This window comes from Cupriavidus sp. 96C5-1 (assembly GCF_057798855.1).
This window is the reverse complement of sequence record NZ_JBYOJU010000050.1, coordinates 39,944-66,016: the sequence shown is the minus strand read 5'-3', so window position 1 is coordinate 66,016 and position 26,073 is coordinate 39,944. Positions and strand designations below refer to the sequence as shown.

The window sequence follows — 26,073 nt, the reverse complement described above, 5'->3', positions numbered from 1 at the left end:
GGCGGCCCCACCAGCACCGACCACGCATCGCTGGGGTCCGTGGCGCTGGCCACCACCGCGCTGTTGCCCGTGTGGTCCACATAAGCCGTGGCCTGCGCCACGTTCACGCCGACGCTGGCGGCGCGGGCCGGGCCGACCATGTGCTCGGACACGCTGCGGAAGTCGTTCAGCTGGTCCAGGTCCGGCCAGTGCTGATGCACCGCCGTGCGCAGGGGTGCGAGCAATGTGTTGACATTGGCGTCCCGGCGATCCACGTCGTGATAGAGACGGCGCACCGGGTGCCCTGCCGGAGCCTGCTCCTGCGCGGTTTGCAGCAGGCCGGTCCACGCCCCGCCCGGCGTCGCGGCCTTGTGCCGCCCCGGTGCTGCTGCGGGGTGTAGAGCGCCGCCAGCGGCGTGTAGCCCCAGTCGGCGCTCGGGTGCGACAGGATCAGCAGTGCGGAGTTTTCGTTGGTTTGCTTGCCCAGCGGGTAGTTGGGCGCGTCCATGGTGTACACCCACACCGTCTTCCGCGGGTTGGCGTTCAGGTAGGCGATGGCTTCCTTCAGGTCGTAGAAGCCCACCGTTTCCGCCCCCGCCTTCACCGTGACGTTCGGCACCTTGGCTTCCGGGAACAGCTTCAGGCTCATCGCCTCCGCTTCGCCGTAGATCTCGCTGGTGAACAGCCGCCGCGCTGCACGCAGGGTGAAGGTCGGGCGGCCGATTACCATATCGTCGTCGTGACCAAGTCCGCGCCGGGGCTCTCCATCATCCTCATACATCTTGACCAGATAGTCATGCATACGTGCATCGGCATGCTCCTCGTTCTCGGCCAGAATCGCCGGTGCCGGCATGCCAAGGCGAATATGCTGTGCCAACCGGTCCATACCACTTCGGTAGCGGCGCTCAGAAATGTACGTGGGCGTGTCAATCCACGCGAGCGGCATGCCAGCGAACACCTGCACATCAGCAAAATCCGGCCGATTGGTACCCTTGCTGATGGAATAGAAGTACTTGGAATTGACCGCATAGTGGTAACCCAGCGCGTAAAGTGGCGGGCGGATCAGGTCCAGTAGCGGGTGATAATAGGTCGGGTTGGGATTGGAGTCCTGCCACACGGCTTCAAAGGGATCTACTAGATTCCCCACCACATCCCCCAGTTTCAGTTCCATGTTGTCCGTGTCCGACGGATTGCGCTCCGCCAGGCCCTGGACCCAGAGCAGATTCCAGTGGGTGGGGTAGTCACGCCATAGCAACGGGTTGACCCACTGGATGCCCATCACGTAGGCCACGGGTGCGTTTGGGCCGGTTGCGACGGCTGTGCGCGGCGCTAACGGATACGGCGTCGGTTCGCGGTAGTACTTGGACATGGATTTTCCCGAGGCACAGGCCCCCAGCGCCATGGCCATGACGGCAAGAGCGATGCGCGCAGCGGATGCAATCAGGAGGCGACTTCCCGGTGTTGGCATGCGTTACTCCCCGTCAATCCGTCCGCCTGCCGAACCACGGCAGGTACGCGCTCGTCCGGCCCCGCGCCCGTGGCCATTCCTTGACCGGCTCGCGCTTGACCCAGCCCGGTGGCGGCCCCACCAGCACCGACCATGCATCGCTGGGGTCCGTGGCGCTGGCCACCACCGCGCTGTTGCCCGTGTGGTCCACATAGGCCGTGGCCTGGGCCACGTTCACGCCAACGCTGGCGGCGCGGGCCGGGCCGACCATGTGCTCGGAGACGCTGCGGAAATCCTTCAACTGGTCCAGGTCCGGCCAGTGCTGATGCACCGCCGTGCGCAGGGGCGCGAGCAATGTGTTGACGTTGGCGTCCCGGCGATCCACGTCGTGATAGAGACGGCGCACCGGGTGCCCTGCCGGAGCCTGCTCCTGCGCGGTTTGCAGCAGGCCGGTCCACGCCCCGCCCGGCGTCGCCGCCTTGTGGCCGATGCCGCCCCGGTGCTGCTGCGGGGCGTAGAGCGCCGCCAGCGGCGTGTAGCCCCAGTCGGCGCTCGGGTGCGACAGGATCAGCAGTGCGGAGTTTTCATTGGTTTGCTTGCCCAGCGGGTAGTTGGGCGCGTCCATGGTGTACACCCACACCGTCTTCCGCGGGTTGGCGTTCAGGTAGGCGATGGCTTCCTTCAGGTCGTAGAAGCCCACCGTTTCCGCCCCCGCCTTCACCGTGACGTTCGGCACCTTGGCTTCCGGGAACAGCTTCAGGCTCATCGCCTCCGCTTCGCCATAGATCTCGCTGGTGAACAGCCGCCGCGCTGCACGCAGGGTGAAGGTCGGGCGGCCGATTACCATTTCGTCGTCATGACCAAGTCCGCGCCGGGGCTTCCCATCATCCTCATACATCTTGACCAGGTAGTCGCGCATACGTGCATCGGCATGCTCCTCGTTCTCGGCCAGAATCGCCGGAGCCGGCATGCCAAGTCGAATATGCTGTGCCAACCGGTCCATACCATCCTGATATCGGTCCTTCTCTGAGATATAGGTCGGCGTATCGATCCACGCGAGCGGCATGCCGGCGAACACCTGCACATCGGCAAAATCCGGCCGGTTGGTGCCCTTGCTGATGGAGTAGAAGTACTTGGGATTGACCGCGTAGTGGTAACCCAGCGCGTACAGCGGCGGGCGGATCATAGACAGCAGCGGGTAGTAGTAAGTCGGATTGGGGTTGGAGCCCTGCCATACCGGATTGAATCCGCTGACCACCTTTCCCACCACATCGCCCAGCTTCAGTTCCATGTCGTCCGTGTCCGACGGATTGCGCTCCGCCAGGCCCTGGACCCAGAGCAGATTCCAGTGGGTGGGGTAGTCGCGCCATAGCAACGGGTTGACCCACTGGATGCCCATCACGTAGGCCACGGGTGCGTTTGGGCCGGTTGCGATGGCTGTGCGCGGCGCTAACGGATACGGCGTCGGTTCGCGGTAGTACTTGGACATGGATTTTCCAGAGGAACAGGCAGTAACAAGAATGGCAGCTACGGCTACGGCCACAACAGTTAGCCCGCAGGACGTGGGGCGACGAAGGTTGAGATCTTCGATCATTGGCGTTCGCGTCCGAAAATGGGGTCATGCTCGGTAGGCCGCTGCACGTGGTACTTGGCGGGCGTTTGCGAGAACTTGGTGTCGGCGCGCTCCGTGTCGATGCCGATTGTCCCGGGGACCTCAACCTTGTATTCGCCCCGCTCCTCCAACCTGTCACCCGCGATCCTTCCCGACCCGTAGTACCAACTCCAGGGTTTCATTGCTTTGTCCTCCGGATCGCAATACCGCCAATCCGCAAACCGCCGCAGCCAATTCATCTGCTCCGCCGGCATCATGCAGACGCCCACGTTCACGTCATAGGCCAGCACCCGCTCGCTGTGCTCGGCATTGGTCAGGATGGTGGAATGGTTGGTGGCATTCAGATCCTTGGCCTCCCGCAGGAAATACCTCCGTTTCTCCACGTCGAATTCACGGAACGCTTCGAAGCGCGCATCGGAAAGATCGCCGTCCTTGTGCATCTGCCCAATCGCCTCCTCGTGCGGATTGCCGGCCTTGCGGCGCGCCAGCTGGCGTACGCTGGCGTTGTGCTCGTAGCGCAGCGCGGCTTCGCTCTCGTACGCCGCGTCGCCCTGCCCTTTCTCGCGATGGGCGTCGTACACGTCGTTGCTGCGTCCGGCGGGGTTGAGCGCATCGGTGTGGGATTCCGGGCCCTGGTTGAATACCCCGCTGACGGTGCCGGCCTTGGGCACTTGGCCGTCATCCGCCGGCTGCTGCCCGGTGGGGTCTTCCTGGGCGTGATACAGGCGGATGGTGCGCGGCTCGATGGGATTGGGCACCGCCGGCGCGTTGACATTGACCTTCCAGCCCTTCGGCGGGTCGGCGTTGACGGGAATGAAGCCATACTTGCCCATGGTCAGCAGATGCACGGCACCAAAGGTCAGTTGATAGAGGCCGCCAAGGATGGTCGCCCCGACTTTTCCGGCCAGGCTCTTCCGCTCGTCGTCCCATACCCGCCTCACGTGAAAGCGCAGCGCCAGCGGCTTGCGGAACCAGAAGCGGCCGGCACCCTGGATGGGGGACGCGGCGCCGGGAATGCCCTGGTTGTAGTAGCAGAACACGCCGGGCTTGTCGCCGACCTTGAAGGCCGGCTTCTTGGGATCGCCCTGCGCCCAGATGCGCTGGAACAGCACCCCTTCCGCGTGGCTGAAGGCAAAGGGCGGCTCCCCCCGCGTACCGGCGGCGGACTTCATGTCGTCGTCCGTGCCGGCCAGCACCTCGGGAGACAAGCCAAGCCACCCCAGCCCCAGCACCGTGGACACGGAGATCACCTGGTCGTGCGGGTTCGCATAGAGGAAGACACGCTTCTGCGTGGGGTATTGCGCGCGGTCCTCGACCGCATCCCATGGCGGCCTGGCCTTGACATTGCTCATCAGGCCGTTGACGCAGGCCGGGCTGGCGTGATTGCACTCCTGCGTGCCCACGATCTCGAAGAATTTGTCGAGGGTCTGGCGCCGCGCATGGACGGTCACCCGGCCCAGGTCGTTCTCGGCATCGAACTGGACAAAGTTGTCGGCAGCGCTGGCCAGCACGCTGTAGGGCGGATTGGCCAGCACATAGGTGTCGGCCACCCCCTTGCCGCCGAACTTGTGCTTGCCGATGAACGCCGAGGCCATGCCGACCATATTGCCCTGGCTGTGGCACACCACGGTCACCGGGCATGCCTTGCCGTTCTCCTCCTCATGCTTTTGCCGGATATGCGCCACCAGCGCCGCCAGGCGCCAGGCGGCGTGGGCGCCGTAGTGGCGCGCCGGGCAGTTGTAGACGAGACGGCTCGTCTCGGTGTTCAGGTACTCGACCTGCAGGCCCGCGAAGATGTCGGTGATCGTGCCGTTGCTCCACAGATCCGGCAAGGCGCTGCAGCCATTGGCGAAGGGGCCGCCGCCCCAGGCGTTGTTCTCGTCGAGCAGGATATCGGGGCCGACCTCCGCCAGATCCTCCTTGGCCGCTGCAAAGCCCCACCGGAAGCGGATGACCGGACTGTTCTCCTCCCGGCTGACAAAGGCATCGGCACCGACCCGGGTCAGGTAGCCTTGCGGCGTCAGCTCCGGGCTGTATTCCGCGGATTGCAGCAGGCCGCCCACGTCCCAGCGGTCGTCGGGGTCGGCGGATGTCCGCTTGAGCCGCTGGTTCAGGCCCTTGCATAGCCCCTCCTCGCTCGCCGCGAACCATTCGCCCATGGAGTTGACCCCATGCACGAAGATGATGATGCCCGGCAGCGCGTTGAACTCGACCCTGCGGCAGTGCTTGGCCGGCGTATAGATATCCGTGGCGCTGGCGATGACGCCGGCGCGCGGATTGAAATAGGTGGATGCGCTCATGTCTGTCTGGCTTCCTTGTTCAAGCAATCACGTGGTCATGGGGGCTGCGCTCAGAAGAGCTTCGGGCGGCGGAAATGCGCCGTCACGGCTTCAATCCGATCCGCGCTGTCCAGCGGCGTCTTCCCGCTGCCATCGACTTCGCCTTCGGCCGCGCTGCCGTCCGCCCGCAGGAGCGAGTACGGCACGTTGGCAATGGGCTCGCCATCGGCCTTGCGCACGAACTGGAACGCCCGGCCGGCGTCGCCGCTGGAGAATTGCGGCAGCGGCCCGGTCAGGCTGGCCGGGCCCAGCATGTCGTAGTCCGCGGTGTGCAGCAGCACGCCGCTGGGGCCAAAGATCTCCACCTTGCCGCCGCCGATGCGGATGCCCGCGCCGTCGGCGGTCATCAGGACGATGTTCTTGCCTGCGTTGAACACCAGATCGCCCGTGGTCGACGTGAAGACGGCGTCGCCATGCGCATTGAGGGTGATGCCCGCCTTCTGAGCCTGCAGGAGCAGTTCGCCCCGGTGGGCAATCGCGCGCAGGTCCCCGCCATGCGCAAACAGGCCGATGCCCGTGCCGGCGTTGACCACAAACTTCTGCCCGGCGGTCAGCTGCTGGTTGAGTTTGGCGACCGTGTCGAGATGCTTGCCCGCGTAGGTGGTGAGCGCCTTGGGCGTGGCAACGGCAATGCCGGCCGGCGCGTACGCCGCCAGCACCGGTTGCCCGCCCGCGCCGGGGGCGTCCTTGTGATTGTTTGCGCCCGCATCCCACTCCTTGACGGCCTTGGCCAGCGCCTCCTGCGGACCGGCGTCGGTGCCGTGCCCTTCGTGGGCCGCGCCGCACTCGCCCAATGATCTGGCGGTCTCATGCGCGGTGCCCATGCAGTCGATCAGGCCGGCGCGATCCAGGTGGCCGCCCTTGGCGCCGTCCTGCGGGTCAGCGCTCAACAGCAGGCCCTTGCCGCCGCGCACGGCGCCTTGCCCGTCGGTGCGCAGGTCGAAGCCCTCGCCGCGCTTGTCCTGCCGCCCCGCGTTGCCGAAGATCCCCGTCAGGTAGCCCACGCTGAGCTGCGATGTCTGGTGATCGGACGCTATCTGCGCCTGGATCTGCTCCTTGCTGTCATCCACCAGCACGTGGCCCGAGCGTTGCCCGAACAGCTCCTTGCCGCGGAAGCCGGACAGCGCGTGCTGCCCCGGCAACGCCCACGGCGGCATGTTGAGCTGGTTGGTCACCCTGCCCACGATAAAGGGGCGGTCGGCATCTCCGTTGAGAAAGCCCACCAGCACTTCCTCGCCGATACGCGGGATATGCATCGCGCCGTACTGGTTGCCGGACCACCCGTTGACAGTGCGGACCCACGGCGAGCTATGTTCGTTCCGCCGACCGTAGCGGTCCCATTCGAGCTGGACCTTGACGCTGCCGTATTCGTTGCACCACACCTCCTGGTCCTTGGGCCCGGTGACCACCGCACGCACCAGGCCACCGATGCGCGGCTTCTCCACGGTGCGTGGCGGGCGGAAGACTTCGTCGGTGGGGTGGGCGTCGAACTCCACCCGGCAGCGATAGCGCTGCTTGCTGCCGGCCTCGCCGCCGTTGTCTTCCAGGTCGAGCGAGGCGCTGGTGACCAGGTGCTCGCGATTGAGCGCTGCATTGGGGTGGTTGGCGAGGGTAAAGGTGCAGCCTGGCACCACGCCGCGCAGGGCACCCACCCCGCGCGCGCGCCGGCCGCGGGCGCGCCGCTCCTCCATGCGGATGCGGGCGCGCCGGTCGCCGTCCTGGCGCGCCGTATAGTCACCGGGATACTCATAGCGCTCGAATTCCGCATGGCCGGTATCGCGCGGCTGGCTGTTGGCTTCGGTCAGGTTGGCGCGGGGCTGGCGGAAATCGTAGTCGTTGAGGGTGACCTTGCCGGTGCGCAGCCGGTTGACCGGCTCGAAGCGATAGAGGTGTTCCTCGTCGATCTTGAAGCCCTGCGGATACACGGCAAGGGTGTGGTAGGCGCTGCTATGGAAGCGGCGGTAGGCCCCCAGCTCCGATACCAGCACCAGGCGGTGGTGTCCCCCGTCATGCTCGAAGAAGTAGCTGATCCCGTACTCTTCGGTCAGGCGCTGCACGAAGCGCGCATCGGACTCACCGGCCTGCACTTCCCATTCGAGCTTGGGATAGGCGGCAATGTCCAGGCGCTTGTCCACGGAAAACGCGTAGCGCTCGAAGACGTCGTCCAGGATGTCGAGGACGGTCTTGTTCTGGAAGGGCTTCCAGTCCTGGTTGAGCGTACCCAGCCAGAGCCAGGGGCGCAAGGTGAAGCGGTACAGGCGCCGGTCGTCGGCACGCTCGATCTGCTCCACTTCGGCGATCACGCCGGTGATCTCCCGGTGCCCCGCCCCCATGCCGCCCGCCAGCCCGGTGCCCCTGCCTTCCAGCTGGATCGATACCGTCATCTCAAGACCGAGCATGGCGTCCGGATCGGCCTCGGCCAGCGCTTGTTCCGCCGCGGAGGAAACGGCACGCAGGTACACGTCATAGGTGAACAGCTCGCTCAGTGCTTCCTTGCCGCAGACGCGCACGAACTCCAGCTGCGGTACGCCCAGCAGATCGGGGATGGCGGCGCTGGCGACCGAGACGGTGGCCGATCGGCGCAGAGCGATGGCGGACGCTGGATTGGGCCTGGACATCTTTTGCTCCGTTCAGAGGATTGGAATTGGGCCTGCACGTGGCGCGGCGCCGGCGTGCGAGGCACGCCGGCGCCGGGCCCTTGGGCCGGCTCAGGTTTCCTTGTTCGCCTTGATGTCGTAGCCGGCGGTGATGGCACCGCCGCTGCCGCCCTGGGCGTTCTGCACCACATACTCCTGCTTGACCTTGGAGAACGAGAGCGCCACCCGCTCGCGCACCCGCTCGTCGGTGCTGTTGCCCGACGGTTCGACCAGCGTCACCAGCACGTCGCTCATCGTCAGCTTCAGGTACTCCAGCGGGTTGCCGCCGGCCTTGCGCGCCACGAGCACGGCCTCGCTGATGTGCTTGCCGGTAAGGCAGTACTTCATCAGGTTGGGGCTGGCCCGGTCCAGGTAGTGCTCGAAGGAGAGGTCATCCACCGTCGCCTTGCCCGCACCGCCGCCGGACCCGCCGTGCATCTTGGATTCCTGGGAGACCTTCCATCCCCAGCTGAGAATCTCGATCTCGTTCTTGTGCGACGAGTCGGGAGACTCGCCATCGATGCCGTTGATCTTCAGAAATATGTCCTGTGCCATTGAGAATCCCTCCGGGATAAATAAACCTTGTTAAGAACCAAATAAGCAATGAACCAAAGAACAACCCAACAGCAAGGACGGACGTGGCAACCCGTTCGCCCCTGCCGGGTACTTACTCGCAATGCAGCACGTAAGCCACCGGGGACGATGCCGATGCGACCCGGCACTGGCTTACCGGTACCCTGAGCGGCTGCGAAAGCAATATGTACTGCTGGCCATAGGCGCAGGAGAACCAGAGCCCATCCTCGTTATCGCGTTTATCCAGTCGCCAGGTCAGTTCCTCCTTTCCTTTCCTGCGAACGGCTTCCGGCTTCAGGTCCGTCAGCTTGTCCGGCTCGCCGATGGTCAGCGTCACGCCATCCAGCGCGATCCGGTCGCTGCGGGATGAGGCGACCCAGCCGGGTGGCGTGGATGTCGGCTCCCCCGGCCTGGCAGTGACCGACGCTGGACAGGCGAGCTCAAGCGCGTACGCGCTGGATAGACAGCCGCCCATCAGCAAGGTCCCCAACAAGGCTTGCGTCGAACAGCGCTTCATGACCGCGTCCTCTTATCTGATGACGGAGAATGCTTCGGCGTTGTTGCTGGCATCGGGATAGGTGCCGTCGCTCCTGGTTGCGCCGCCAACAGCCGCCGGCAAGACGCCGGCGCCCATCCCTGCATCAGGCCGCCTCCTTCACCGAAGGCAGCCGCGCCACCAGCCGCAACGACACCGTCAACCCCTCCAGCTGGAAATGAGGCCGCAGGAAGAACTTCGCGCCGTAGTAGCCGGGGTTGCCCTCGATCTCCTCGACCACCACTTCCGCCGCTGCCAGGGGCCGCCTTGCCTTGGTCTCCTGCGACGAGTTGGCGGGGTCGGCATCGACATAGTTCATGATCCATTCGTTAAGCCAGCGCTGCATGTCCTCGCGCTCCTTGAAGGCGCCGATCTTGTCGCGCACGATGCATTTCAGGTAGTGGGCGAAGCGGGAGCAGGCGAACAGGTATGGCAGGCGCGCAGAGAGATTGGCGTTGGCGGTAGCGTCCGCGTCGTAGTATTCGACAGGCTTCTGCAAGGACTGCGCGCCGATAAAGGCGGCATAGTCGGTGTTCTTCCGATGCACCAGCGGGATGAAGCCGTTCTTGGCGAGTTCGGCCTCGCGGCGATCGGAAATGGCGATCTCGGTGGGGCACTTCATGTCCAGGCCGCCATCGTCGGTCGGGAAGGTATGGCACGGCAGGTTCTCCACCACGCCGCCGCTTTCCACGCCGCGGATCAGCGTGCACCAGCCGTAGAGCTTGAACGAGCGGTTGATATTGACGGCCATGGCGTAGGCCGCGTTGCTCCATACGTATTTGCGGTGATCGGCACCGTCGGTGTCTTCCTCGAAATCGAATTCATCCACCGGGTTGGTCTTGATGCCGTAGGGCAGCCGCGACAGGAAGCGCGGCATGGCAAGCCCGACGTAGCGCGCGTCTTCGGAATTGCGCAGGCTGTTCCACGGCGCGTACTCCAGGTTCTGGAATATCTTGGACAGATCGCGCGGGTTGGCAAGCTCCTGCCAGGAATCCATCTGCAGCACGGACGGCGACGCGCCGGCGATGAACGGTGCGTGGGCCGCTGCCGAGATCTTGGCCAGCGAGCCGAGCAGTTCCACATCGGGCGGGGTGTGATCGAAGTAGTAGTCCGCCACCAGGCAACCGTAGGGTTCACCGCCAAGCTGGCCGTATTCTTCCTCGTAGATGCGCTTGAAGAAGGGGCTCTGGTCCCAGCCGATGCCCTTGTAGCGGCGCAGCGTGCGGCGCAGGTCGTCCTTGGACACATCCATCACGCGGATGCGCAGCTTGTCGTCGGTCTCCGTGTTCGAGACCAGGTGATGCAAGCCGCGCCAGCCGGCCTCCAGCTTCTGGAAGTCTTCGTGATGCAGGATCAGGTTGATCTGCTCGGTTAGCTGCCTGTCGATGGCGCCCTTGATGGACTCGATGCTCTTGTAGGCGTCGTCGCTGATCGTGACGCTGGCGGCGAGCGCCTGCTCGGCCAGCGTCTTGACGGCGAGATCGACTGCTTCGCGTGCCTGGTCGGTCTTGGGATTGAACTCGCGGCTGATCAGCGCGGCGAAATCGGACTGATCGGCCGCGGTGGCCGGCTGTGCTTGCTGTGCTTGCTCTTTCTGCTGTGCGGAAGCCATGGGATCCTCGATCGATTAAGGGAAGTCGGTGTTGCGCTTGACCGCATGGGTCAAGACCGCGTTTCCTCGTTGGACGCCGGATGCGATGCCGGCTTGGGCGCCTTTGCCAGTGCCTGCAGCAGCGCGGGGTCCTGAAGAAGCTGGTTCACCAGGGATTCCGCGCCCGCCTTGCCATCCATATAGGTCTGGAGGTTGGCCAGCTGGGTGCGCGCCTCGAGCAGCCGCCTGAGTGCGTCGACCTTGCCCGCCACGGCCGCGGGCGAGAAATCCTCGATGCTCTCGAAAGTCATATCGACCATGAGCTGCCCGCCGCCCGACAGCGTGTTGGGCACGGCGAAGGCCACCCGCGGCTTCATGGCCTTCATCCGTTCATCGAAGTTGTCGCTGTCGATTTCGAGGAACTTGCGGTCCGCCACCGGCGGCAGCGGCTCGGCCGGCTTGCCGGACAGATCGGCCACCACGCCCATGACGAAGGGCAACTCGATGCGCTTCTCCGAGCCGTAGACTTCGACGTCGTACTCGATCTGCACGCGCGGCGCGCGATTGCGGGCGATAAACTTCTGCGAATTGTTCACAATGGACATGGATGCCTCCAACGGTTTACAAGGATGTGCCGGACGGCGCGGCCGTGTCGGCGACGGAACGCCCCGGATCCACGGATGCGTGGCCGGACCGGTATTCGATGTCTAGGGACAGGACCGGCGCATTGCCTGCGCCCAGCCCGATGGCGACACGCGCCAGTTGCCGCTGGGTGGCCATGGCCTCCAGCCAGGCGCGCGCCAGCGGCGGCTGGATCTCCTGTTCGATGAAGCCGATCAATTGCCGCGCGCCGGTCTCGCCGATGGGGCAGCTGGCCGCGATGAAGGCTGCCACGGCATCGGTGTAGGTCAGCGCCGCGTCGTGCTGCTGCGCCATCCGCGCGACCAGCCGGTCCAGGTGCAGGCGGACGATGCGTTCCAGATCCGCCTGTGCCAGCGGCAGGTAGGGCAGCAAGACCGTGCGGCCAAGGAAGGCCGCCGGGAACACCTGGCGCAGGGCCGGCTGCAGCGCATCGCGCAGCGCGCCGGGCTCGGGGATCGAGGCGGGGTCTTCGCACAGGCGGCTCAATAATTCGGCCCCGGTGTTGCTGGTAAGCAGGATGATGGTGTGGCGGAAGTCGATGTAGCGTCCTTCGCCATCCTCCATATAGCCCTTGTCGAAGACCTGGTAGAACACTTCGTGCACGTCCGGGTGGGCCTTCTCCACCTCGTCGAGCAGGACCACGCTGTAGGGCCGGCGGCGCACGGCTTCGGTCAATACCCCGCCCTCGCCATAGCCCACGTAGCCCGGCGGCGCGCCCTTCAGGGTGGAGACCGTATGCGCTTCCTGGAACTCGGAGAGATTGATGGTGATGAGGTTGTGCTGGCCGCCATAGAGGGCGTCGGCCAACGCCAGTGCGGTTTCGGTCTTGCCGACACCCGACGGTCCGACCAGCAGGAACACGCCCAGCGGCTTGCCGGGGTCCGCCAGCTGCGCGCGGGCGGTCTGCACGCGCTGCCCGAGCTGGGCCAGGGCATGGTCCTGGCCGATCACACGCTGCGCCAGCGTCTGCGGCAATTGCATGATGGTGGTGATCTCATCCGCCACCATCCGGCCGACCGGAATGCCGGTCCAGTCGGCGACGATGGCGGCGACGACGGCTTCATTCACTTCCGTGTGGACCAGCGGCGCACCGTCCTGCGCTGCCAGCAGGGCGGCTTCGAGCTGCGCAAGCGACGGACTCGGCCCGCCGGAGGGCGGCGAGCCGTCTTCCGCAGCGCGCTCAAGCTGCCTGCGCCGCTCCAGTATCTGGCGGGCGAGTTCCCTCTCCTGCTCCCAGCGCGCCTCTGCCAGGGCCAGGTCCGCCTCGCATCGCGCGATATCCGACGTGACCACCGCCAGCCGCTCGCCGGTGCCCTTTCCGAGCCGGGCTTCCGTGGCCAGCAATGCCGCTTCCGTCCGGGCAGCGGCAAGCCGTTGCCGCGCGGCGTCGACTTCGGCCGGCGCCGCATGCAGCGACAGCGCCACGCGTGCGCACGCCGTGTCCAGCAGGCTGATTGCCTTGTCCGGCAACTGCCGCGCCGGAATATAGCGATGCGACAGCTTCACCGCTGCGCGGATGGCCTCGTCGCGCACCAATACCTGATGATGCTCGGCGAAGGTGCCTGCCAGGCCACGCACCATGGCCACTGCGCCGGCTTCCTCCGGCTCCATTACCTGCAGCACCTGGAAACGCCGTGTGAGCGCGGGGTCCTTCTCGATGTGCCGCTTGTATTCGGCCCAGGTGGTGGCGCCAATGGTGCGCAGGGTGCCGCGCGCCAGGGCTGGCTTGAGCAGGTTGGCGGCGTCGCCGGTGCCGGCCTGGCCGCCAGCGCCCACCAGCGTATGCACCTCGTCGACAAACAGGATGACCGGCTCGGCGGACTTCGCCGCGTCTTCGAGCACGCCTTTGAGCCGTGCCTCGAACTCCCCCTTCATGCTGGCGCCGGCCAGCAGTGCGCCCACGTCGAGGCTGAGCAGCCTGGCCCGCGCCAGGCTGGGGGGTACGGCGCCGGCAGCCATCGCCAACGCCAATCCTTCGATGACGGCGGTCTTGCCGACGCCGGCCTCCCCCGTCAGCAGCGGGTTGTTCTGGCGCCTGCGCAGCAGGATATCGGTCATGGTGCGGATTTCGTGCTCGCGCCCGATCACCGGATCGAGCCGGCCTGCACGCGCGTCCCCGGTGAGGTCGCGGCAAAACCGCGCCAGCGGCGAACGCTGGTCGGCGGCTTCGGGCAGCGCACCGCTGGCCTCGCCCGGGAGCGCGCGAGCCAGGCCGCTGCCGTCGTAGGCGTGGTCGCCGCTCTCGGGCGACTGCGCCACCAACGCCGGCAACGCGGCGATCAACCCCTCGGTGGGAATGGACTCGAACCGCGCTGAGATGCCCAGCAGCGTGCGGCGCAACTCCGGCGTCCTGAGAAGGGCCGTGAGGAGATGGGCACCCCTGATCCTGTCGTCGCGGAAGGACAAGGTGGCAAACAGCCAGGCGCGTTCGATCGCCTGTTCTATCTGGAACGAGAAATCGCTGATGGAGCTGGCACCAGTCCGGAGCTGGCCCAGCGCGCGCGCCAGATCCGCTTCCAGCGCCGTCACATCGACCTGATGATGACGCAGGATCCGCGGCCAATCGCCGTCTGGAACCTGGAGCAACTGATGCACCCAATGCGCCAGTTCCACATAGGGATTGCCGCGCAGCTTGCAGAAGGCTGTCGCGCTTTCCAGCGATTTGAACAGTGTGGCATTCAATCGACCGAACAGCGCCTGACGAGAAATATCCATCCTATTCCCTATCTCTTTTTATCCAGGACAGGGTTCCAATCGCCGTCGCAAAATCAACCGCACGACCACCCGCCTCGGAGGAAGTCGTAAACTACACCACCTTAATTCACATGTAAATTATGTCCATTTTTAAAAAAAATCAAAAAACCAGAATAATCCTATTACTTTAAGAAAACTCCCAATAAATAGCATCACGCCAGGAACATGGTCACGATAAATCCAAATAAAATTAAGATTTTTACAAAAAAATCAACAGGCAGACACGAATAATTTGTCGCAAACCGCAACAATTCACAAAAAATACGAAATTTCCCAACGGATAGATTCAAATCCAAAGCGAAATCTGATGTAAGAACAAATCACATCTGAATGCAACCCAATACATTTAGGAATATTCCTGCACTTTGCCTGCCATCCCATTTACCGATATGATTCGGCCGATTTCACCCACGTATTCCTAGCCTTTTAATCCGATGACAGAAGAGATGGCCCATGAATGAGATTGGATCCGGCCTTGCCCAGCGCTCTGCGGTCCATGACGATCCGGCGGCGTGGGCGGGAGAGCTGAAACCGGGCCGCGTATTGCCGGAAGACCCCTTCGCAATCCTCAGGACCGGAACAGGCGCGGCCGCGACCGGCAGGGCGCCGGCGGGACAGGCCGCGGAGGATGACATTCTTGCCCGGTTGATCGCGGAGAGCGAGGCCGTGCTGCGCAACCCTGGCCACGTCGGCGGGCACGCCGGTCCGGGCGGTGCGGTGCAGGCCAGTGCGGCAACGGCCAGGGCCGAAGCCGGCTCGCTGCACGCCCTCGCCGCGCAGGCCGGGCCTGGCTCCTTGCGCGACATGGTCGCCGCCGCGCTGACAATCGAAGCCTTGATCGGCCCGCCAGGCGAGCCTGATGCGCTCCAGTCCCTTGTCCAGCCCGCCCGGCAGGACGTGCTCCGGCTGTTCGCCGGGGACATCGCGCCCGCACAGGGGAGCGAGATCGCGACGCCATTGGTCCAGCGCGAGCACCACCTGCTGTCGATGAACAGCGCCTACCGTGCAGCGCAGGCCGTCATCCCACAGGCAGCCGATGAAACATAGGAACGTAGCTGGCCGCGCCTGCCCCGCCATGCGCCTGGACGTGGCATTGCGGCAAGCCGCAGGGGTGTTTGCCGCACTGTCGCCGCACGGCCCGACGAGGGGCTCGCCTACCATGCTTCTGGCTATCGGGAACGGCTCCGCGCCGCGACCATCGCCGCCTGAACCAGGAACCCCGGATGCCTGACCGCCGTGCGCCCCGCCGTCCGAATACGCAGTTGATGCCGACGTTGTTCGACCGCTTGCGCGACGACGCCCCTCACCGCGCGAGCGAAAGCGCGGCCGAATACACCGTCACGCGCGCGCAAATGCGCGAGATCATCCAGCGCGACCTGACCTATCTGCTCAATACCACCAACCGCGAAGACGAGATGAACCGCGACCGCCACGGCGCGGCGGCCGCCTCCACCATCAACTACGGTGTGCCGCCCGTGGCCGGCACCTACCTGTCCGAACGCAAATGGACCGACATCGTGCACATCGTGCGGCGCGCCATCCTGGATTTCGAGCCGAGGCTGATTCCCGGCTCCCTGGAGGTCGAGCCCCTGTGCAAGGAAGACGCGCCGCAGCGCTACAACACGCTGCTGTTCGAGATCAAGGGTCTGATCCATATGGACCCTTATCCGATGGCCTTCACGGCCCAAAGCACGCTCGACCTGGAAACCAGCAGGTTGAGCGTGCAATCCATCCACGCGAGCTGAGCCCATGGATCCACACCTCCTCGAGTACTACAACCGGGAGCTCGTCTACATGCGCGAGCTGGCCGGCGAGTTCGCCAGCCAGCACCCCAAGGTGGCCAAACGGCTGGGGATGCACGGCATCGAGGTAGCCGATCCCTATGTCGAGCGATTGATCGAAGCATTCTGCTTCCTTTCCGCCCGCACGCAAATCAAGCTGGACGCCGAGTTTCCGCGCTTTACCCAGCGCTTGCTGGAGGTGGTCTACCCGAACTACGTGGCCCCCACCCCGTCGATCGCGGTCGCGCAGTTCCGCCCGAGCATCGGGGAAGGCAACTTCGCGCACGGCGTTCCGATACCGCGCGATACCGAGCTGACCGCCGCCCTGGCGCCTGGCGAGCAGACCGCCTGCCAGTTCCGCACCACCCAGGCCGTGACATTGTGGCCGCTCACGATCACCGAGGCGCGCCTGACCGGCATTCCGCCCGATATCCGCAATCTCGAACGCTACCTGCCTGCGCATGTTGCGGTGCAAGGCGCGCTGCGGCTGCGCCTGTCCATTGGACTGGACATGACGTTCGAGCAACTGGAGGGCCTGGACTGCCTGCCGGTCTATCTGCGCGGCGACGACCAGATTGCCTCGCACCTGTTCGAGCTGCTGCACGGCGCGGGCGTGGCGTTGCTGATCGGGCCAGCCGGCGCCATGGGCGGCGCCTTGCACTCGGTGACGAAGGATGCCGTTGTGCATGTCGGCATGGCTCCAGGCGAAGGGGCCCTGCCGCAGGCGTGGAATACCTTTCATGGCCACCATCTGATCCATGAGTACTTCGCCTGTCCGGCGCGCTTTTATTTTTTTGGCCTGAACGGGCTTGCACCCGGCCTTCGGCGCATCGCCGCCAGGGAGGCCGAGGTCGTGGTGCTGCTGTCGAAGCCGCCCGGCCATCTCGCCGGCAAGGTGGACCGCGATCAGTTCGCACTGTATTGCGCACCGGTGGTCAACCTGTTTGCAAAGCGTACCGACCGGATCGAGATAGCGCCTGCACGAAACGAATTCCATCTCGTGCCCGATCGACGCCATCCGCTCGATTACGAGGCACACTCCGTGCAAACCCTGTCGGGGCAGGAGACGGAGCATAGCGCGGCGATGGCGTTCCGGCCGCTGTTTTCCACGCGCAACTGTGACGAGGGCAACCACGGCCGGTACTTTTCCATACGGCGCGAGCGGCGCCTGGTCTCGCAGCAGGCTCGCCGGTACGGTACCCGTACAGCCTATACCGGCACGGAGCTGTTCGTCGCGCTGGTGGACCAGCATGAGGCGCCCTACCCCGACATGCTGCGCTACCTATCGGTGGAAGCGCTGGTCACCAACCGGGACCTGGCCACGCTGGTCCCTCGCAACGGCCTGAACGACCTGACCACGTCGGCGTCGATCCCGGTGGACGGCATCGGCCTGATCCGGCCGCCCTCTTCGCCCTGGCCGCCCTATGCGGAGAATGAAACGGCGTGGCGCCTGATCCGGCTGCTGGGTTTCAACTATCTCTCGTTGATGGACGTGGATCACCGCAGCGGCGGCCAGGGGCTGCGCGACCTCCTCCGGCTGTTCGCGCCGAACGACGATCAGGCCCGGTTGCGCCAGATCGAAAGCCTGATCGGCTCGCAGATCCAGCCGGTCATGCGGCGGTTGCCCGGGGACGGCCCGCTCGTCTACGGGCGCGGCATACAGTGCCGGCTGACCGTGGACGAGGCCGGCTTTTCCGGTATCAGTCCGTATCTGTTCGGCGTGGTGCTCGAGCATTTCCTGGCGCGCCACGTCAGCGTCAACGCCTTCACGGAGACGGAACTGCACTCGATGCAGCGCGGACTCGTGCATCGCTGGCCGGCCCGCGCGGGCGGCCGCAGCGCGGCGTAGTCCATGCCAGCCATGCACAGCGACACAGAAGCGAACCGGCCGCCGGCTGGCTCCCACGCGGCAAGCGCCGGCTATGCCGGCCAGCCGGTATGGAAGCTCAGCTTCCTCGGGCTGCTGAGGCACTTGTACGCGCGCCGGCCCGAACTGCCGCAGGTGGGCCAGGCCAGCCGACCGCACCAGGAGCCCTTCCGCGTGGGCCAGGCGGCCTCGCTTTCGTTCGCGCCCCGGGAGATTGCGCAACTGGAGCAGAGCCCCGCCGGGCTGCAGGTCCAACTGTTCGGCCTGGGCATGCTCGGGCCCAACGGGCCGCTCCCGCTGCACTTTACGGAGATCGTGCGGGACCGGGCCGAATCCCGGCGGGACCGTACTACGGCGGCCTTCCTCGACATCTTTCATCACCGCGCCCTCACGCAGTTCTATCAGGCCTGGGCCGTGGGACAAGCAGCGGCCGGGCTGGATCGGCCCGACGACGAGGTCTTTTCGCGCTATGTCGGCTGGCTCGCGGGTCATGAGGCTGAAGAGATCGCGCATAGCCCGCTGCCGGCCCATGCTCGGCTGGCGGCCAGCGCGCATCATGTGCGTGAAGCCAGGAACCCGGATGGAATCGCCGACTCCCTGGCGCATTTCTTTGGCGTTCCTGTGCGACTCGAAGAGTATGTGCTGCACTGGATCGCCATCGACCCGGCCGACCTGACGTGCCTGGGCCATGCCGGACCATCGGGCCTGCTCGCGCATGGCGCGATGCTGGGCGACTCGGTGCCGGACCGCCAGCATAAGTTCCGCCTGGTAATCGGGCCGCTCGGCCTGCGCCAATACCTGCGATTCGCGCCGAATGGCCGCGACTTGCCCGTCCTGGTGGAGTGGGTCCGCTCGTTTGTGGGCTTTGAATTCGCGTGGGAGGCCGAGTTGCAGGTGGAACCCGCATCCGCGCCGCCAGCCATCCTGGGCGCGCAAGAACGACTGGGCTGGTCGACCTGGCTGGGCGAACCCGATCCGCGGCGCGCCGCCGTGACAGGCATGGTCTTTGAACCCGAACTTTACATGCGCGGCTAACCCATGAAGAACGCATCCAGGCCGATCAAGGCAACCACCACCGCCCCCCTGCGCTTCGCCGAGCTGGCCGAGCCCGTGGCAGGGAATGCGCCGTGCGGCGCGGACCTTGAATACGATCCGGAGTTTGTCGTACTGCTTGCCAAGGCTTCCCCGCGCGGCCAGGCACAATACGGCGACTTCGTCGCCAATGCCGAAACGGTGAACTGGCTGGAGCTGGAGCGGGATTGCAAGCGCCTGCTGCTGCGGACCAAGGATATCCGCCTGTTGATACTGTTCCTGCGATGCCGCGCGAGACTGGATGCAGCCGCGGGCGTGCGGGACGGACTGGCGCTGCTGCTCGCCCTGCTGCGGAGCCATCCCGTGGCGATCCACCCGCGCCTGGAAGTGGATGGCGAACACGACCCTGCCGTGCGCGCCAATGCGCTCGCAGGGCTTGCCGACCCCGCTGGCCTGCTTGCCGACATCCGGGAAATCACCTTCTCGGCCCAAAGCGCAACACGGCTGCAGGTGCGCGACATCGAGCGCGCCTTTGCCCTGCCGCGGCCCGTTGATGGCCTGGCCCCGGACGCGGTACATCGCCAGCTCGCGGCCCTGCGCGGCCAAGGCGACGCCACGCTGGCCGCGACGGAAGAGGCTGGCAAGCTGGTGGAGCAACTGAGCGCCTGGATGGAAGAGACGCTGGCGGCCGATGCCCCGGACTTATCGCCGCTGCTGCAGCTGCTGCGCCTGGGCGCCAGACCGCAAGGGGAAACGCCGGAAGACACCGCCACGCTGCCTTGCGCGGACGAACTTGTCATGCCCGGGCCGACGCCCGCCCCGCCTCCGCCCCTTCCCGCGCAAGCCTTGCTGCCGGAGGCACTGGTGGCGCCGGCCGGCAATGCGGCGCACAGCCGCGCGACCATGATCGCCACGATCCGCCTGGCAAGGCAATGGTTCGACGAGCACGAGCCGAGCAGTCCCGTATCCCTGCTGCTCAGGCAAGCCGAGCGGCTTGCGGGCAAGCGTTTCGACGAGGTCTTCCAGGCGATCCCGCAGGAACTGGTGCAGCGCTGGGCGGAGGACCTGCCGACCTGAGCCCGGATGAGCCGCTTCTTTGGGCGCTCGGCGCAATGGACTCATTGCGCCGCCTGTGACGACTGCGCGGCCGTCTGGGCCTGATGCTCCGAACGCAGGGCCGACGTACGCGGTATCAGCGGAAACGTCAGTTCCGCCACCGTTTCGCCGGGCCGGCTGTACAGGCTGACGCTGCCGCCATGCAAGCGCATGATGGTGTCGACGATGGCCAGCCCGAGGCCGGTGGAGCACGCCGAATTGCTGCGCGCCGGGTCGCCCCGGTAAAAGCGCCCGAACACGTGCGGTAGCGCCTCCGGTGCAATTCCGCCGCCGCCGTTGCCCACCCGTATCCTGGTGGCCTGCGTGTCTGTCGCCACGCGGATGTCCACGGCACTGCCGCCGGGCGCGTGGCGCAGGGCATTGTCGACCAGGTTGTTCACCGCCCGCCGCAGCAGGGTCTGGTCGGCATGCACGCTGCCCTGCCCCGCCAGTTGTACCGTGATATCCCGATCCGCCGCCACGGCTTCGTAGTACTCGGCCACCTTGTCGAGTTCGGCGCGCGCGTCCAGCTCGCGCACGTTCAGCGCTACCTGGGCGTGGTCGGCACGCGCGAGAAACAGCATGTTCTCGATCATGCGTGCCAGGCGCTCGTACTCCTCCAGGTTGGATTCCAGCAGGCTCTCGTACTCCTGCACCGGGCGGCTTTGGCCTAGCGTGACCTGGGTCTGGCCGATCAGGTTGCTGATGGGCGTGCGGAAATCGTGCGCCAGGTCGGCCGAGAATTCGGAGAGGCGGTGGAAACCATCCTCGAGACGCGCCAGCATATCGTTCAGCGCGGCCACCAGGGCGCGTACTTCCGTGGGCGCCTGGCCCGCGTCGAGGCGGGTGGCGAGCCGGCTCATGGTCACGGCCGACGCGTCCTGCGCCATGCGCGTCAGCGGCCGCAAGCCACGCCGGGCGATCAGGTAGCCCAGGCCGGCCGCGACCGCCGCGCCGCACATGGTCGCCCAGAACATCTGCTTCTGGTACGCCGTCATCAGCGCGGCGCGGTAGCCTGCATCGCGCAGCACCACGATCTCGACCGCGTGGTCGGAATCCCCGAGCTGCCCGAGCGCCGCGATGCCCCGCGAGGCAACGCCATTGCGCGGGTACCAGGTGTGCAGCAGCGACTTGTCCGGCGGCATGGCGGCGGGCAGCGCCGGCAACGCCGGCACCGGCTCGTGGCGCGGGTTGAGGGTGACCAGCGGCTCCCCCTGGCTGCCGCGCACCAGCAGGATCAGGCCTTCGTGACCCATTGCGAGATCGGCGAAGCGATGGGTGTCGGCGCGGACCTCGGCCTCGGACCTGACCTCGCGCAGCAGATGACGCACCAGCAATACTTCACTCACCAGTTCGCCTTCGTCGCGGTCCTGCAACTGCAAGGCAAGCGCGCTGGCCAGGTAAGTGCCGACGGCGATCAGGATGGCCACGGTGGCGATGCCATAGGCCAGCGCGAGCCTGGCGGTAAGCGACGCGGGCAGGGGCAGCATGGTGCGGATCATGACGCGCTCCCCCGCCCGCCCGATGCAAGGCGTCCTGAACCAGCCCCAATCCGGCTCACGGCGCCTCCTCCTCCAGCACGTAGCCCATCCCCCGGCGGGTATGGATCAGCTTGCGCGGAAAGGGATCGTCGACCTTGGCGCGCAGGCGGCGGATCGAGACATCCACCACATTGGTATTGCTGTCGAAGTTCATGTCCCAGACATGGGAGGCAATCAGGGAGCGCGACAGCACTTCGCCGCAGCGGCGCGCCAGCAGTTGCAGCAGCGCGAACTCCTTGGAGGTCAGGTCAAGCTTCTGCCCGTCGCGCGTGACGCGGCGCTTGACGGTATCGATCTGCAGGTCCGCCACTTCGATCAGCTCGCTCTCGCGCAGCGGTCCGCGCCGCAGGATGGTGCGGATGCGCATCACCAGTTCGGCGAAGGCGAAGGGCTTGACCATATAGTCATCGGCCCCGAGCTCCAGCCCTTTGAGCCGGTCGGAGAGTTCGTCGCGCGCGGTCAGGAACAGGACCGGCGTATCGCGTTCGCGCCGCAGTTCCTGCAGCACCTGCCAGCCGTCCATGCCGGGCAGCATGACGTCCAGCACGATCAGGTCGTACTCCTGCCCGCGTGCGTGGGCCAGGCCGTCGACGCCGTTGCGGGCCAGGTCCACCACGAATCCGGATTCGCTCAGGCCCTTGCGCAGGTAATCGCCTGCCTTGGGCTCGTCTTCGACAATCAATATGCGCATTTAAGTTCACTCCGGGCCATCAACCCGCCATCCTCCGCCATCAACCGGGCACCGGCCGCCCCTACGCCGCTGGAAAACCGGTCCTGCAAGACCGCTACGCTATACGAGGAATCCCCGGCCCGGCCAAAGATGTCAGCATTGTCATGTTGGCGTCACGCTAGCGCACCTTTCCATGCAGGTACAATACTGCCTGCTTATTCCACCTGCCCCGATGAAACGCGTCCTGAGCTGCTTCCTGCTATGTATCGCCATGATCGCGCTGCCCGCACAGGGTATCGCGGCGGCGGTCATGATGGTCTGCAGCGCGGCGCAGTCGGTGCAGGCGTCCGGCGGACTGTCGGCCGATTCCCCCGCCATCGAGTCGATGATGTTACGTCATGCGGCCATGAAATCGCAGGCGGAAGCCGTGCTCGGCAGCCATGCCAGCATGCATTGCCATGACGCGGCGGCCCCGGCGGACAAGTCGGCCGGCATGGCCGAGCCGCAAGGCCAGCCTGCTCCGCACGACCAGCAAGACCATCACACCCACCATGGCGCCGGCACCTGCAGCGCGTGTTCCGCCTGCGCGCTCGGCGCCGTGATCCCCACGGTGCTGCCCGAACTCGCCCTGGCCAGCCACGGCCACGCCGCGCCCCAGGCCGCCCTGGCGGCCTTCCTCGGCTTCCTCCCCGCTCCCTCCGACCGCCCGCCCGCCGCACGCTGCTGACACCCGAGGTGCGTCCATCGCACGCTCGCCCGACGTTCGTTTTACCCCGCGCCACCCTTCGCGCACCCCACGAACACTGAGGTTGTCATGCATTTCGTCCGCATTCTCGCGGCGGCGTGCTGGCTGCTCGGGCCGGCCTTGTCATTGGCCCAGCCCGGCGCACCCGCCGCCGATCCGCTCGACCCCGCCGCATCCGTGCCGCCGTTGCCGGCGCTGAATGTGCTCACCGGCTACGTGCCGTTCCAGGCCCAGCCGATCGCACCCTGGCGCCAGTCCAACGACCAGGTCGCACCGGCGGCCGGCAATCCGCCCATGGGCATGCCAATGTCCATGCCGGCGCCGGCCGGCACGCCCGATGCTTCCGGCAAGCCCGGCCAGGCAGGCGGCGCCCGGCCGGAAGCCGGCGCTGGCCACGCGCATCATCACTGAGGACGCCGCATGTCTCTACCACTGACTCTGCGGCCGGGACTGGCCGCGGCGGCCTGTGCCCTGCTGCTGGCGGGCTGCGCCGGCTTTACCGCCGACGGCGGCTTCGGCACCGCGGCCAGCGCCGCGCGCGAGCGCCTGGGCAAGGATGCCCTATGGGTGCGCTCCGACCAGGATCGCGCCGAGGTCTACCAGCGCACCCAGGCCTTGCTGGCGCAGCCGCTCGACGCCGACAGCGCCGTGCAGATCGCCCTGCTCAACAATGCCGGCCTGCAGGCGGCCTTCGCCGAGCTGGGCATCTCCGAAGCCGAGTATGTCCAGGCCACACGCCTGCCCAACCCGGGGTTTTCCTTCAGCCGCACCCGCCAGGGCGACGACCTGAAGATCGACCGCGCCATCTCGGTCGGCCTGATGAACCTGCTGGTGCTCCCGCTGGCGGCGCGCATCGAGCAGGACCGCTTTTCGCAAACGCGGCTGGCGGTGGCCGACACCCTGCTGCGGCACGCGCTGGAAACGCGCAAGGCCTTCGTCAATGCCGTGGCGGCGGAGCAATCCGCACGCTATGCCGAGCAGGTGAAGAACGCCGCCGAGACGGGTGCGCTCTTTGCCCGCGACCTGGCGCGGGCGGGCAATGTCAGCGCACTCGATCACGCACGCGAGCAGGCCTTTTATGCCGATGCCGCCAGCCAGCTCGCGCGGGCTCGCCAGCAGGCGCTGGCGGCGCGCGAGCAGCTCACGCGGCGTCTCGGCCTGTGGGGCACCGGCGCGCAGTACCGGCTCCCCGAGCGTCTGCCGGACCTGCCGACGACACGGCCCGCACTCGCCGATCTCGAAGGCTATGCGATTGCCAGCCGGCTCGACCTGCAGGCCGGCCGGCTCCAGCTGGACAGCCTGGCGCGTTCGCTCGGCCTGACGCGGGCAACACGCTTCGTCAGCGTGATCGATGTCGCCTACCTGCACAACACGGAAACCGCGAAGCCGCGTGAAACCGGCTACGGCATCAATATCGAGATCCCGCTGTTCGACTGGGGCGGGGCGCGCGTGGCACGCGCGGAAGCGGTCTACATGCAGGCGGCCAGCCGGCTGGCGGAGAGCGCCATCAACGCCCGCTCGGAGGTGCGCGAGACCTATGCCGGCTACCAGGCGCGCTATGACATTGCGCGGCACTACCGCGATGAAGTGGTGCCGCTGCGCAAGCGCATCGCCGACGAAAGCCTGCTCCGCTACAACGGCATGCTGGTCAGCGTATTCGAGCTGCTGACCGACGCGCGCGATCAGGTGGGCGCGGTCAACGGCTATCTGGACGCGCTGCGCGAATACTGGGTGGCCGAAACCGAGCTGCAAGGCGCGCTGGGTGGGCGCCTGCCCGATGCCGGCGCCGCGTCTTCGCCCGCATCTCCCACCGTGCCCGCCCGTGCTGGCGCCTCGCCCTCTCCGGCTTCCTCCGCGGCCGCCGCCGGCCCGGCATCCATCGCTGTGCCCAAAGGACAATGACCATGGTTACCCGAAGACAATTCCTGCACGGCTCCGGCGCCACCATGCTGGGCGCGGCGCTGGTATCGCGCGCCGGCGCCGCGGTGCTGCCCGAAGCCGCCCTGCAAGCCAGTCCCGCCACCCAGCCACCGCTGCCTCCGGCCAGCGGCAGGCCGTACAACCCGGTGGTGACGCTCAACGGCTGGACCCTGCCCTGGCGCATGCGGCAGGGCTGGAAGGAGTTCCACCTGTTAGCGGAGCCGGTCGAACGCGAGTTCGCCCCCGGCATGAAGGCCCACCTGTGGGGCTACAACGGCCAGAGCCCGGGACCCACCATCGAATGCGTGGAAGGCGACAAGGTCCGGATCTTCGTCACCAACAAGCTGCCGGAACACACCACGGTGCACTGGCACGGGATCATCCTGCCAGCCGGCATGGACGGCGTCGGCGGCCTGTCGCAGCCGCATATCCCGCCGGGCAAGACCTTTGTCTACGAGTTCGAGATGAAGCATGCAGGCACCTTCATGTACCACCCGCATTCGGACGAGATGGTCCAGATGGCGATGGGCATGATGGGCTTCCTGGTGGTGCATCCGAAAGATCCGGCGCAGATGCGGGTCGATCGCGATTTCGTCTTCCTGATCTCGGCCTACGACATCGATCCGGGTTCCTATACGCCGCGCGTGGCCGAGATGACGGATTTCAACATGTGGACCTGGAACAGCCGCGTGTTCCCGGGGATCGACAGCCTCCCGGCGCGGCTGGGCGACCGCGTGCGCATCCGCTTCGGCAACCTGACCATGACCAACCACCCGATCCACCTGCACGGCCATCGCTTTGAAGTCACCGGCACCGATGGCGGCTGGGTGCCGCCATCGGCACGCTGGCCCGAGGTCACCGCGGACGTAGCGGTCGGACAGATGCGCGCGATCGAGTTTGTCGCCGACAACCCGGGCGACTGGGCATTCCACTGCCACAAGTCGCATCACACCATGAACGCGATGGGCCATCAGATGCCGACCATGATCGGCGTGAAACAAAAGGACCTGGCCAGGCGGATGAATGCGCTGGTGCCGGATTACATGCCCATGGGCGAGGCGGGCATGGCCGATATGGGCGGCATGGAAATGCCGCTGCCCGACAACACGCTGCCGATGATGACCGGACAGGGGCCGTTCGGCCCGATCGAGATGGGCGGCATGTTCAGCGTGCTCAAGGTGCGCGCCGGCCTGGGCCGCAACGACTACCGCGATCCCGGCTGGTACCGCCACCCCAAGGGCACCGTCGCCTTCGAATACGCCGGCACGCCCGGCACCGACCAGTGAACGCAACCGAAGAACCGAGGCTACCGAT

Annotated in this window: 20 protein-coding genes and 1 pseudogene; 9 read left to right on the top strand and 12 right to left on the bottom strand. The window is 66.2% G+C overall.

Annotation, left to right across the window (positions count from 1 at the left end; genetic code table 11):
• The 10 genes and pseudogenes from AC3FOF_RS37095 to tssH form a co-directional block, all read right to left on the bottom strand.
• Window positions 1-200, bottom strand: a pseudogene (locus tag AC3FOF_RS37095) (hypothetical protein); the annotation flags it as partial.
• Window positions 167-1,348 (bottom strand): hypothetical protein, encoded by a 1,182-nt coding sequence (locus AC3FOF_RS37090; protein WP_488729426.1) that lies wholly within the window; start codon window positions 1,346-1,348, stop codon window positions 167-169. The gene AC3FOF_RS37090 and the pseudogene AC3FOF_RS37095, both read right to left, overlap by 34 nt.
• A 112-nt stretch (window positions 1,349-1,460) precedes the next feature.
• A complete protein-coding gene (locus AC3FOF_RS37085; protein WP_488729425.1) occupies window positions 1,461-2,915 on the bottom strand; it encodes a hypothetical protein in 1,455 nt (484 codons plus the stop codon).
• Between the two features lie 101 nt (window positions 2,916-3,016).
• Window positions 3,017-5,338, bottom strand: coding sequence for a T6SS effector phospholipase Tle3 domain-containing protein (locus AC3FOF_RS37080; RefSeq protein WP_488729424.1), 2,322 nt, complete (start codon window positions 5,336-5,338; stop codon window positions 3,017-3,019).
• A gap of 50 nt (window positions 5,339-5,388) precedes the next feature.
• Window positions 5,389-7,995, bottom strand: coding sequence for a type VI secretion system Vgr family protein (locus AC3FOF_RS37075; RefSeq protein WP_488729423.1), 2,607 nt, complete (start codon window positions 7,993-7,995; stop codon window positions 5,389-5,391).
• Between the two features lie 90 nt (window positions 7,996-8,085).
• Window positions 8,086-8,568 carry an Hcp family type VI secretion system effector gene (locus AC3FOF_RS37070; RefSeq protein ID WP_017227306.1) on the bottom strand — a complete coding sequence of 161 codons (483 nt, stop codon included), beginning with the start codon at window positions 8,566-8,568 and terminating at the stop codon, window positions 8,086-8,088.
• Window positions 8,569-8,680: 112 nt separating this feature from the next.
• Complete coding sequence (locus AC3FOF_RS37065; protein ID WP_488729422.1) at window positions 8,681-9,103, bottom strand: STY0301 family protein; 423 nt, start codon at window positions 9,101-9,103, stop codon at window positions 8,681-8,683.
• A gap of 124 nt (window positions 9,104-9,227) precedes the next feature.
• The gene (gene tssC, locus AC3FOF_RS37060; RefSeq protein WP_488729421.1) at window positions 9,228-10,733 is read right to left on the bottom strand and encodes a type VI secretion system contractile sheath large subunit; all 1,506 of its coding nucleotides are present in this window, start codon (window positions 10,731-10,733) and stop codon (window positions 9,228-9,230) included.
• A 50-nt stretch (window positions 10,734-10,783) separates the two neighbouring features.
• Entirely contained in the window at window positions 10,784-11,317 is a 534-nt protein-coding gene (gene tssB / locus AC3FOF_RS37055; RefSeq protein ID WP_017227310.1) for a type VI secretion system contractile sheath small subunit, read from the bottom strand.
• A gap of 16 nt (window positions 11,318-11,333) precedes the next feature.
• Entirely contained in the window at window positions 11,334-14,069 is a 2,736-nt protein-coding gene (gene tssH, locus AC3FOF_RS37050) for a type VI secretion system ATPase TssH (RefSeq protein WP_488729420.1), read from the bottom strand.
• A 492-nt stretch (window positions 14,070-14,561) separates the two neighbouring features.
• On the opposite strand from tssH, the gene AC3FOF_RS37045 reads away from it, so the two are divergent.
• The 5 genes from AC3FOF_RS37045 to AC3FOF_RS37025 all read left to right on the top strand — a co-directional run bounded on the left by AC3FOF_RS37045 (window position 14,562) and on the right by AC3FOF_RS37025 (window position 19,865).
• Window positions 14,562-15,155, top strand: a complete 594-nt coding sequence (locus tag AC3FOF_RS37045; RefSeq protein WP_488729419.1) for a TagK domain-containing protein — start codon at window positions 14,562-14,564, stop codon at window positions 15,153-15,155.
• Window positions 15,156-15,331: 176 nt separating this feature from the next.
• Window positions 15,332-15,853 (top strand): type VI secretion system baseplate subunit TssE, encoded by a 522-nt coding sequence (gene tssE, locus AC3FOF_RS37040; RefSeq protein ID WP_488729418.1) that lies wholly within the window; start codon window positions 15,332-15,334, stop codon window positions 15,851-15,853.
• A gap of 4 nt (window positions 15,854-15,857) precedes the next feature.
• Window positions 15,858-17,738 carry a type VI secretion system baseplate subunit TssF gene (tssF, locus tag AC3FOF_RS37035; protein ID WP_276267304.1) on the top strand — a complete coding sequence of 627 codons (1,881 nt, stop codon included), beginning with the start codon at window positions 15,858-15,860 and terminating at the stop codon, window positions 17,736-17,738.
• Window positions 17,739-17,750: 12 nt separating this feature from the next.
• Window positions 17,751-18,791: a type VI secretion system baseplate subunit TssG gene (tssG, locus tag AC3FOF_RS37030; protein ID WP_035812231.1), complete on the top strand. Its 1,041-nt coding sequence runs from the start codon at window positions 17,751-17,753 to the stop codon at window positions 18,789-18,791.
• A 3-nt stretch (window positions 18,792-18,794) separates the two neighbouring features.
• On the top strand, window positions 18,795-19,865 hold the full coding sequence (locus AC3FOF_RS37025; protein ID WP_488729417.1) for a type VI secretion system protein TssA: 1,071 nt from the start codon (window positions 18,795-18,797) through the stop codon (window positions 19,863-19,865).
• A 41-nt stretch (window positions 19,866-19,906) separates the two neighbouring features.
• Here the strand turns inward: AC3FOF_RS37025 and AC3FOF_RS37020 are convergent, their stop codons facing one another.
• Window positions 19,907-21,373: a heavy metal sensor histidine kinase gene (locus AC3FOF_RS37020; RefSeq protein ID WP_276267312.1), complete on the bottom strand. Its 1,467-nt coding sequence runs from the start codon at window positions 21,371-21,373 to the stop codon at window positions 19,907-19,909.
• Window positions 21,374-21,440: 67 nt separating this feature from the next.
• Window positions 21,441-22,115 (bottom strand): heavy metal response regulator transcription factor, encoded by a 675-nt coding sequence (locus AC3FOF_RS37015; RefSeq protein WP_017224208.1) that lies wholly within the window; start codon window positions 22,113-22,115, stop codon window positions 21,441-21,443.
• Window positions 22,116-22,326: 211 nt separating this feature from the next.
• On the opposite strand from AC3FOF_RS37015, the gene AC3FOF_RS37010 reads away from it, so the two are divergent.
• The 4 genes from AC3FOF_RS37010 (at window position 22,327) to AC3FOF_RS36995 (ending at window position 26,045) form a co-directional block, all read left to right on the top strand.
• Complete coding sequence (locus tag AC3FOF_RS37010; RefSeq protein WP_488729416.1) at window positions 22,327-22,821, top strand: hypothetical protein; 495 nt, start codon at window positions 22,327-22,329, stop codon at window positions 22,819-22,821.
• 87 nt (window positions 22,822-22,908) lie between these two features.
• Window positions 22,909-23,250, top strand: coding sequence for a hypothetical protein (locus tag AC3FOF_RS37005; protein WP_488729415.1), 342 nt, complete (start codon window positions 22,909-22,911; stop codon window positions 23,248-23,250).
• Window positions 23,251-23,259: 9 nt separating this feature from the next.
• Window positions 23,260-24,741, top strand: a complete 1,482-nt coding sequence (locus AC3FOF_RS37000; RefSeq protein WP_488729414.1) for a TolC family protein — start codon at window positions 23,260-23,262, stop codon at window positions 24,739-24,741.
• A gap of 2 nt (window positions 24,742-24,743) precedes the next feature.
• Window positions 24,744-26,045: a multicopper oxidase family protein gene (locus AC3FOF_RS36995; protein WP_488729413.1), complete on the top strand. Its 1,302-nt coding sequence runs from the start codon at window positions 24,744-24,746 to the stop codon at window positions 26,043-26,045.
• The last annotated feature ends 28 nt before the right edge of the window (window positions 26,046-26,073 follow it).

Coding starts and splice junctions, on each gene's coding strand:
- AC3FOF_RS37005 (WP_488729415.1), top strand. CDS start 22,909: ATGCATTTCGTCCGCATTCTCGCGGCGGCGTGCTGGCTGCTCGGGCCG.
- AC3FOF_RS37010 (WP_488729416.1), top strand. CDS start 22,327: ATGAAACGCGTCCTGAGCTGCTTCCTGCTATGTATCGCCATGATCGCG.
- tssC (WP_488729421.1), bottom strand. CDS start 10,733: ATGGCTTCCGCACAGCAGAAAGAGCAAGCACAGCAAGCACAGCCGGCC.
- AC3FOF_RS37080 (WP_488729424.1), bottom strand. CDS start 5,338: ATGAGCGCATCCACCTATTTCAATCCGCGCGCCGGCGTCATCGCCAGC.
- AC3FOF_RS37045 (WP_488729419.1), top strand. CDS start 14,562: ATGAATGAGATTGGATCCGGCCTTGCCCAGCGCTCTGCGGTCCATGAC.
- tssB (WP_017227310.1), bottom strand. CDS start 11,317: ATGTCCATTGTGAACAATTCGCAGAAGTTTATCGCCCGCAATCGCGCG.
- AC3FOF_RS37065 (WP_488729422.1), bottom strand. CDS start 9,103: ATGAAGCGCTGTTCGACGCAAGCCTTGTTGGGGACCTTGCTGATGGGC.
- AC3FOF_RS37015 (WP_017224208.1), bottom strand. CDS start 22,115: ATGCGCATATTGATTGTCGAAGACGAGCCCAAGGCAGGCGATTACCTG.
- AC3FOF_RS37075 (WP_488729423.1), bottom strand. CDS start 7,995: ATGTCCAGGCCCAATCCAGCGTCCGCCATCGCTCTGCGCCGATCGGCC.
- tssG (WP_035812231.1), top strand. CDS start 17,751: ATGCACAGCGACACAGAAGCGAACCGGCCGCCGGCTGGCTCCCACGCG.
- AC3FOF_RS37000 (WP_488729414.1), top strand. CDS start 23,260: ATGTCTCTACCACTGACTCTGCGGCCGGGACTGGCCGCGGCGGCCTGT.
- AC3FOF_RS37020 (WP_276267312.1), bottom strand. CDS start 21,373: ATGCTGCCCCTGCCCGCGTCGCTTACCGCCAGGCTCGCGCTGGCCTAT.
- AC3FOF_RS37090 (WP_488729426.1), bottom strand. CDS start 1,348: ATGTCCAAGTACTACCGCGAACCGACGCCGTATCCGTTAGCGCCGCGC.
- AC3FOF_RS37070 (WP_017227306.1), bottom strand. CDS start 8,568: ATGGCACAGGACATATTTCTGAAGATCAACGGCATCGATGGCGAGTCT.
- AC3FOF_RS36995 (WP_488729413.1), top strand. CDS start 24,744: ATGGTTACCCGAAGACAATTCCTGCACGGCTCCGGCGCCACCATGCTG.
- tssE (WP_488729418.1), top strand. CDS start 15,332: ATGCCTGACCGCCGTGCGCCCCGCCGTCCGAATACGCAGTTGATGCCG.
- AC3FOF_RS37085 (WP_488729425.1), bottom strand. CDS start 2,915: ATGTCCAAGTACTACCGCGAACCGACGCCGTATCCGTTAGCGCCGCGC.
- tssH (WP_488729420.1), bottom strand. CDS start 14,069: ATGGATATTTCTCGTCAGGCGCTGTTCGGTCGATTGAATGCCACACTG.
- AC3FOF_RS37025 (WP_488729417.1), top strand. CDS start 18,795: ATGAAGAACGCATCCAGGCCGATCAAGGCAACCACCACCGCCCCCCTG.
- tssF (WP_276267304.1), top strand. CDS start 15,858: ATGGATCCACACCTCCTCGAGTACTACAACCGGGAGCTCGTCTACATG.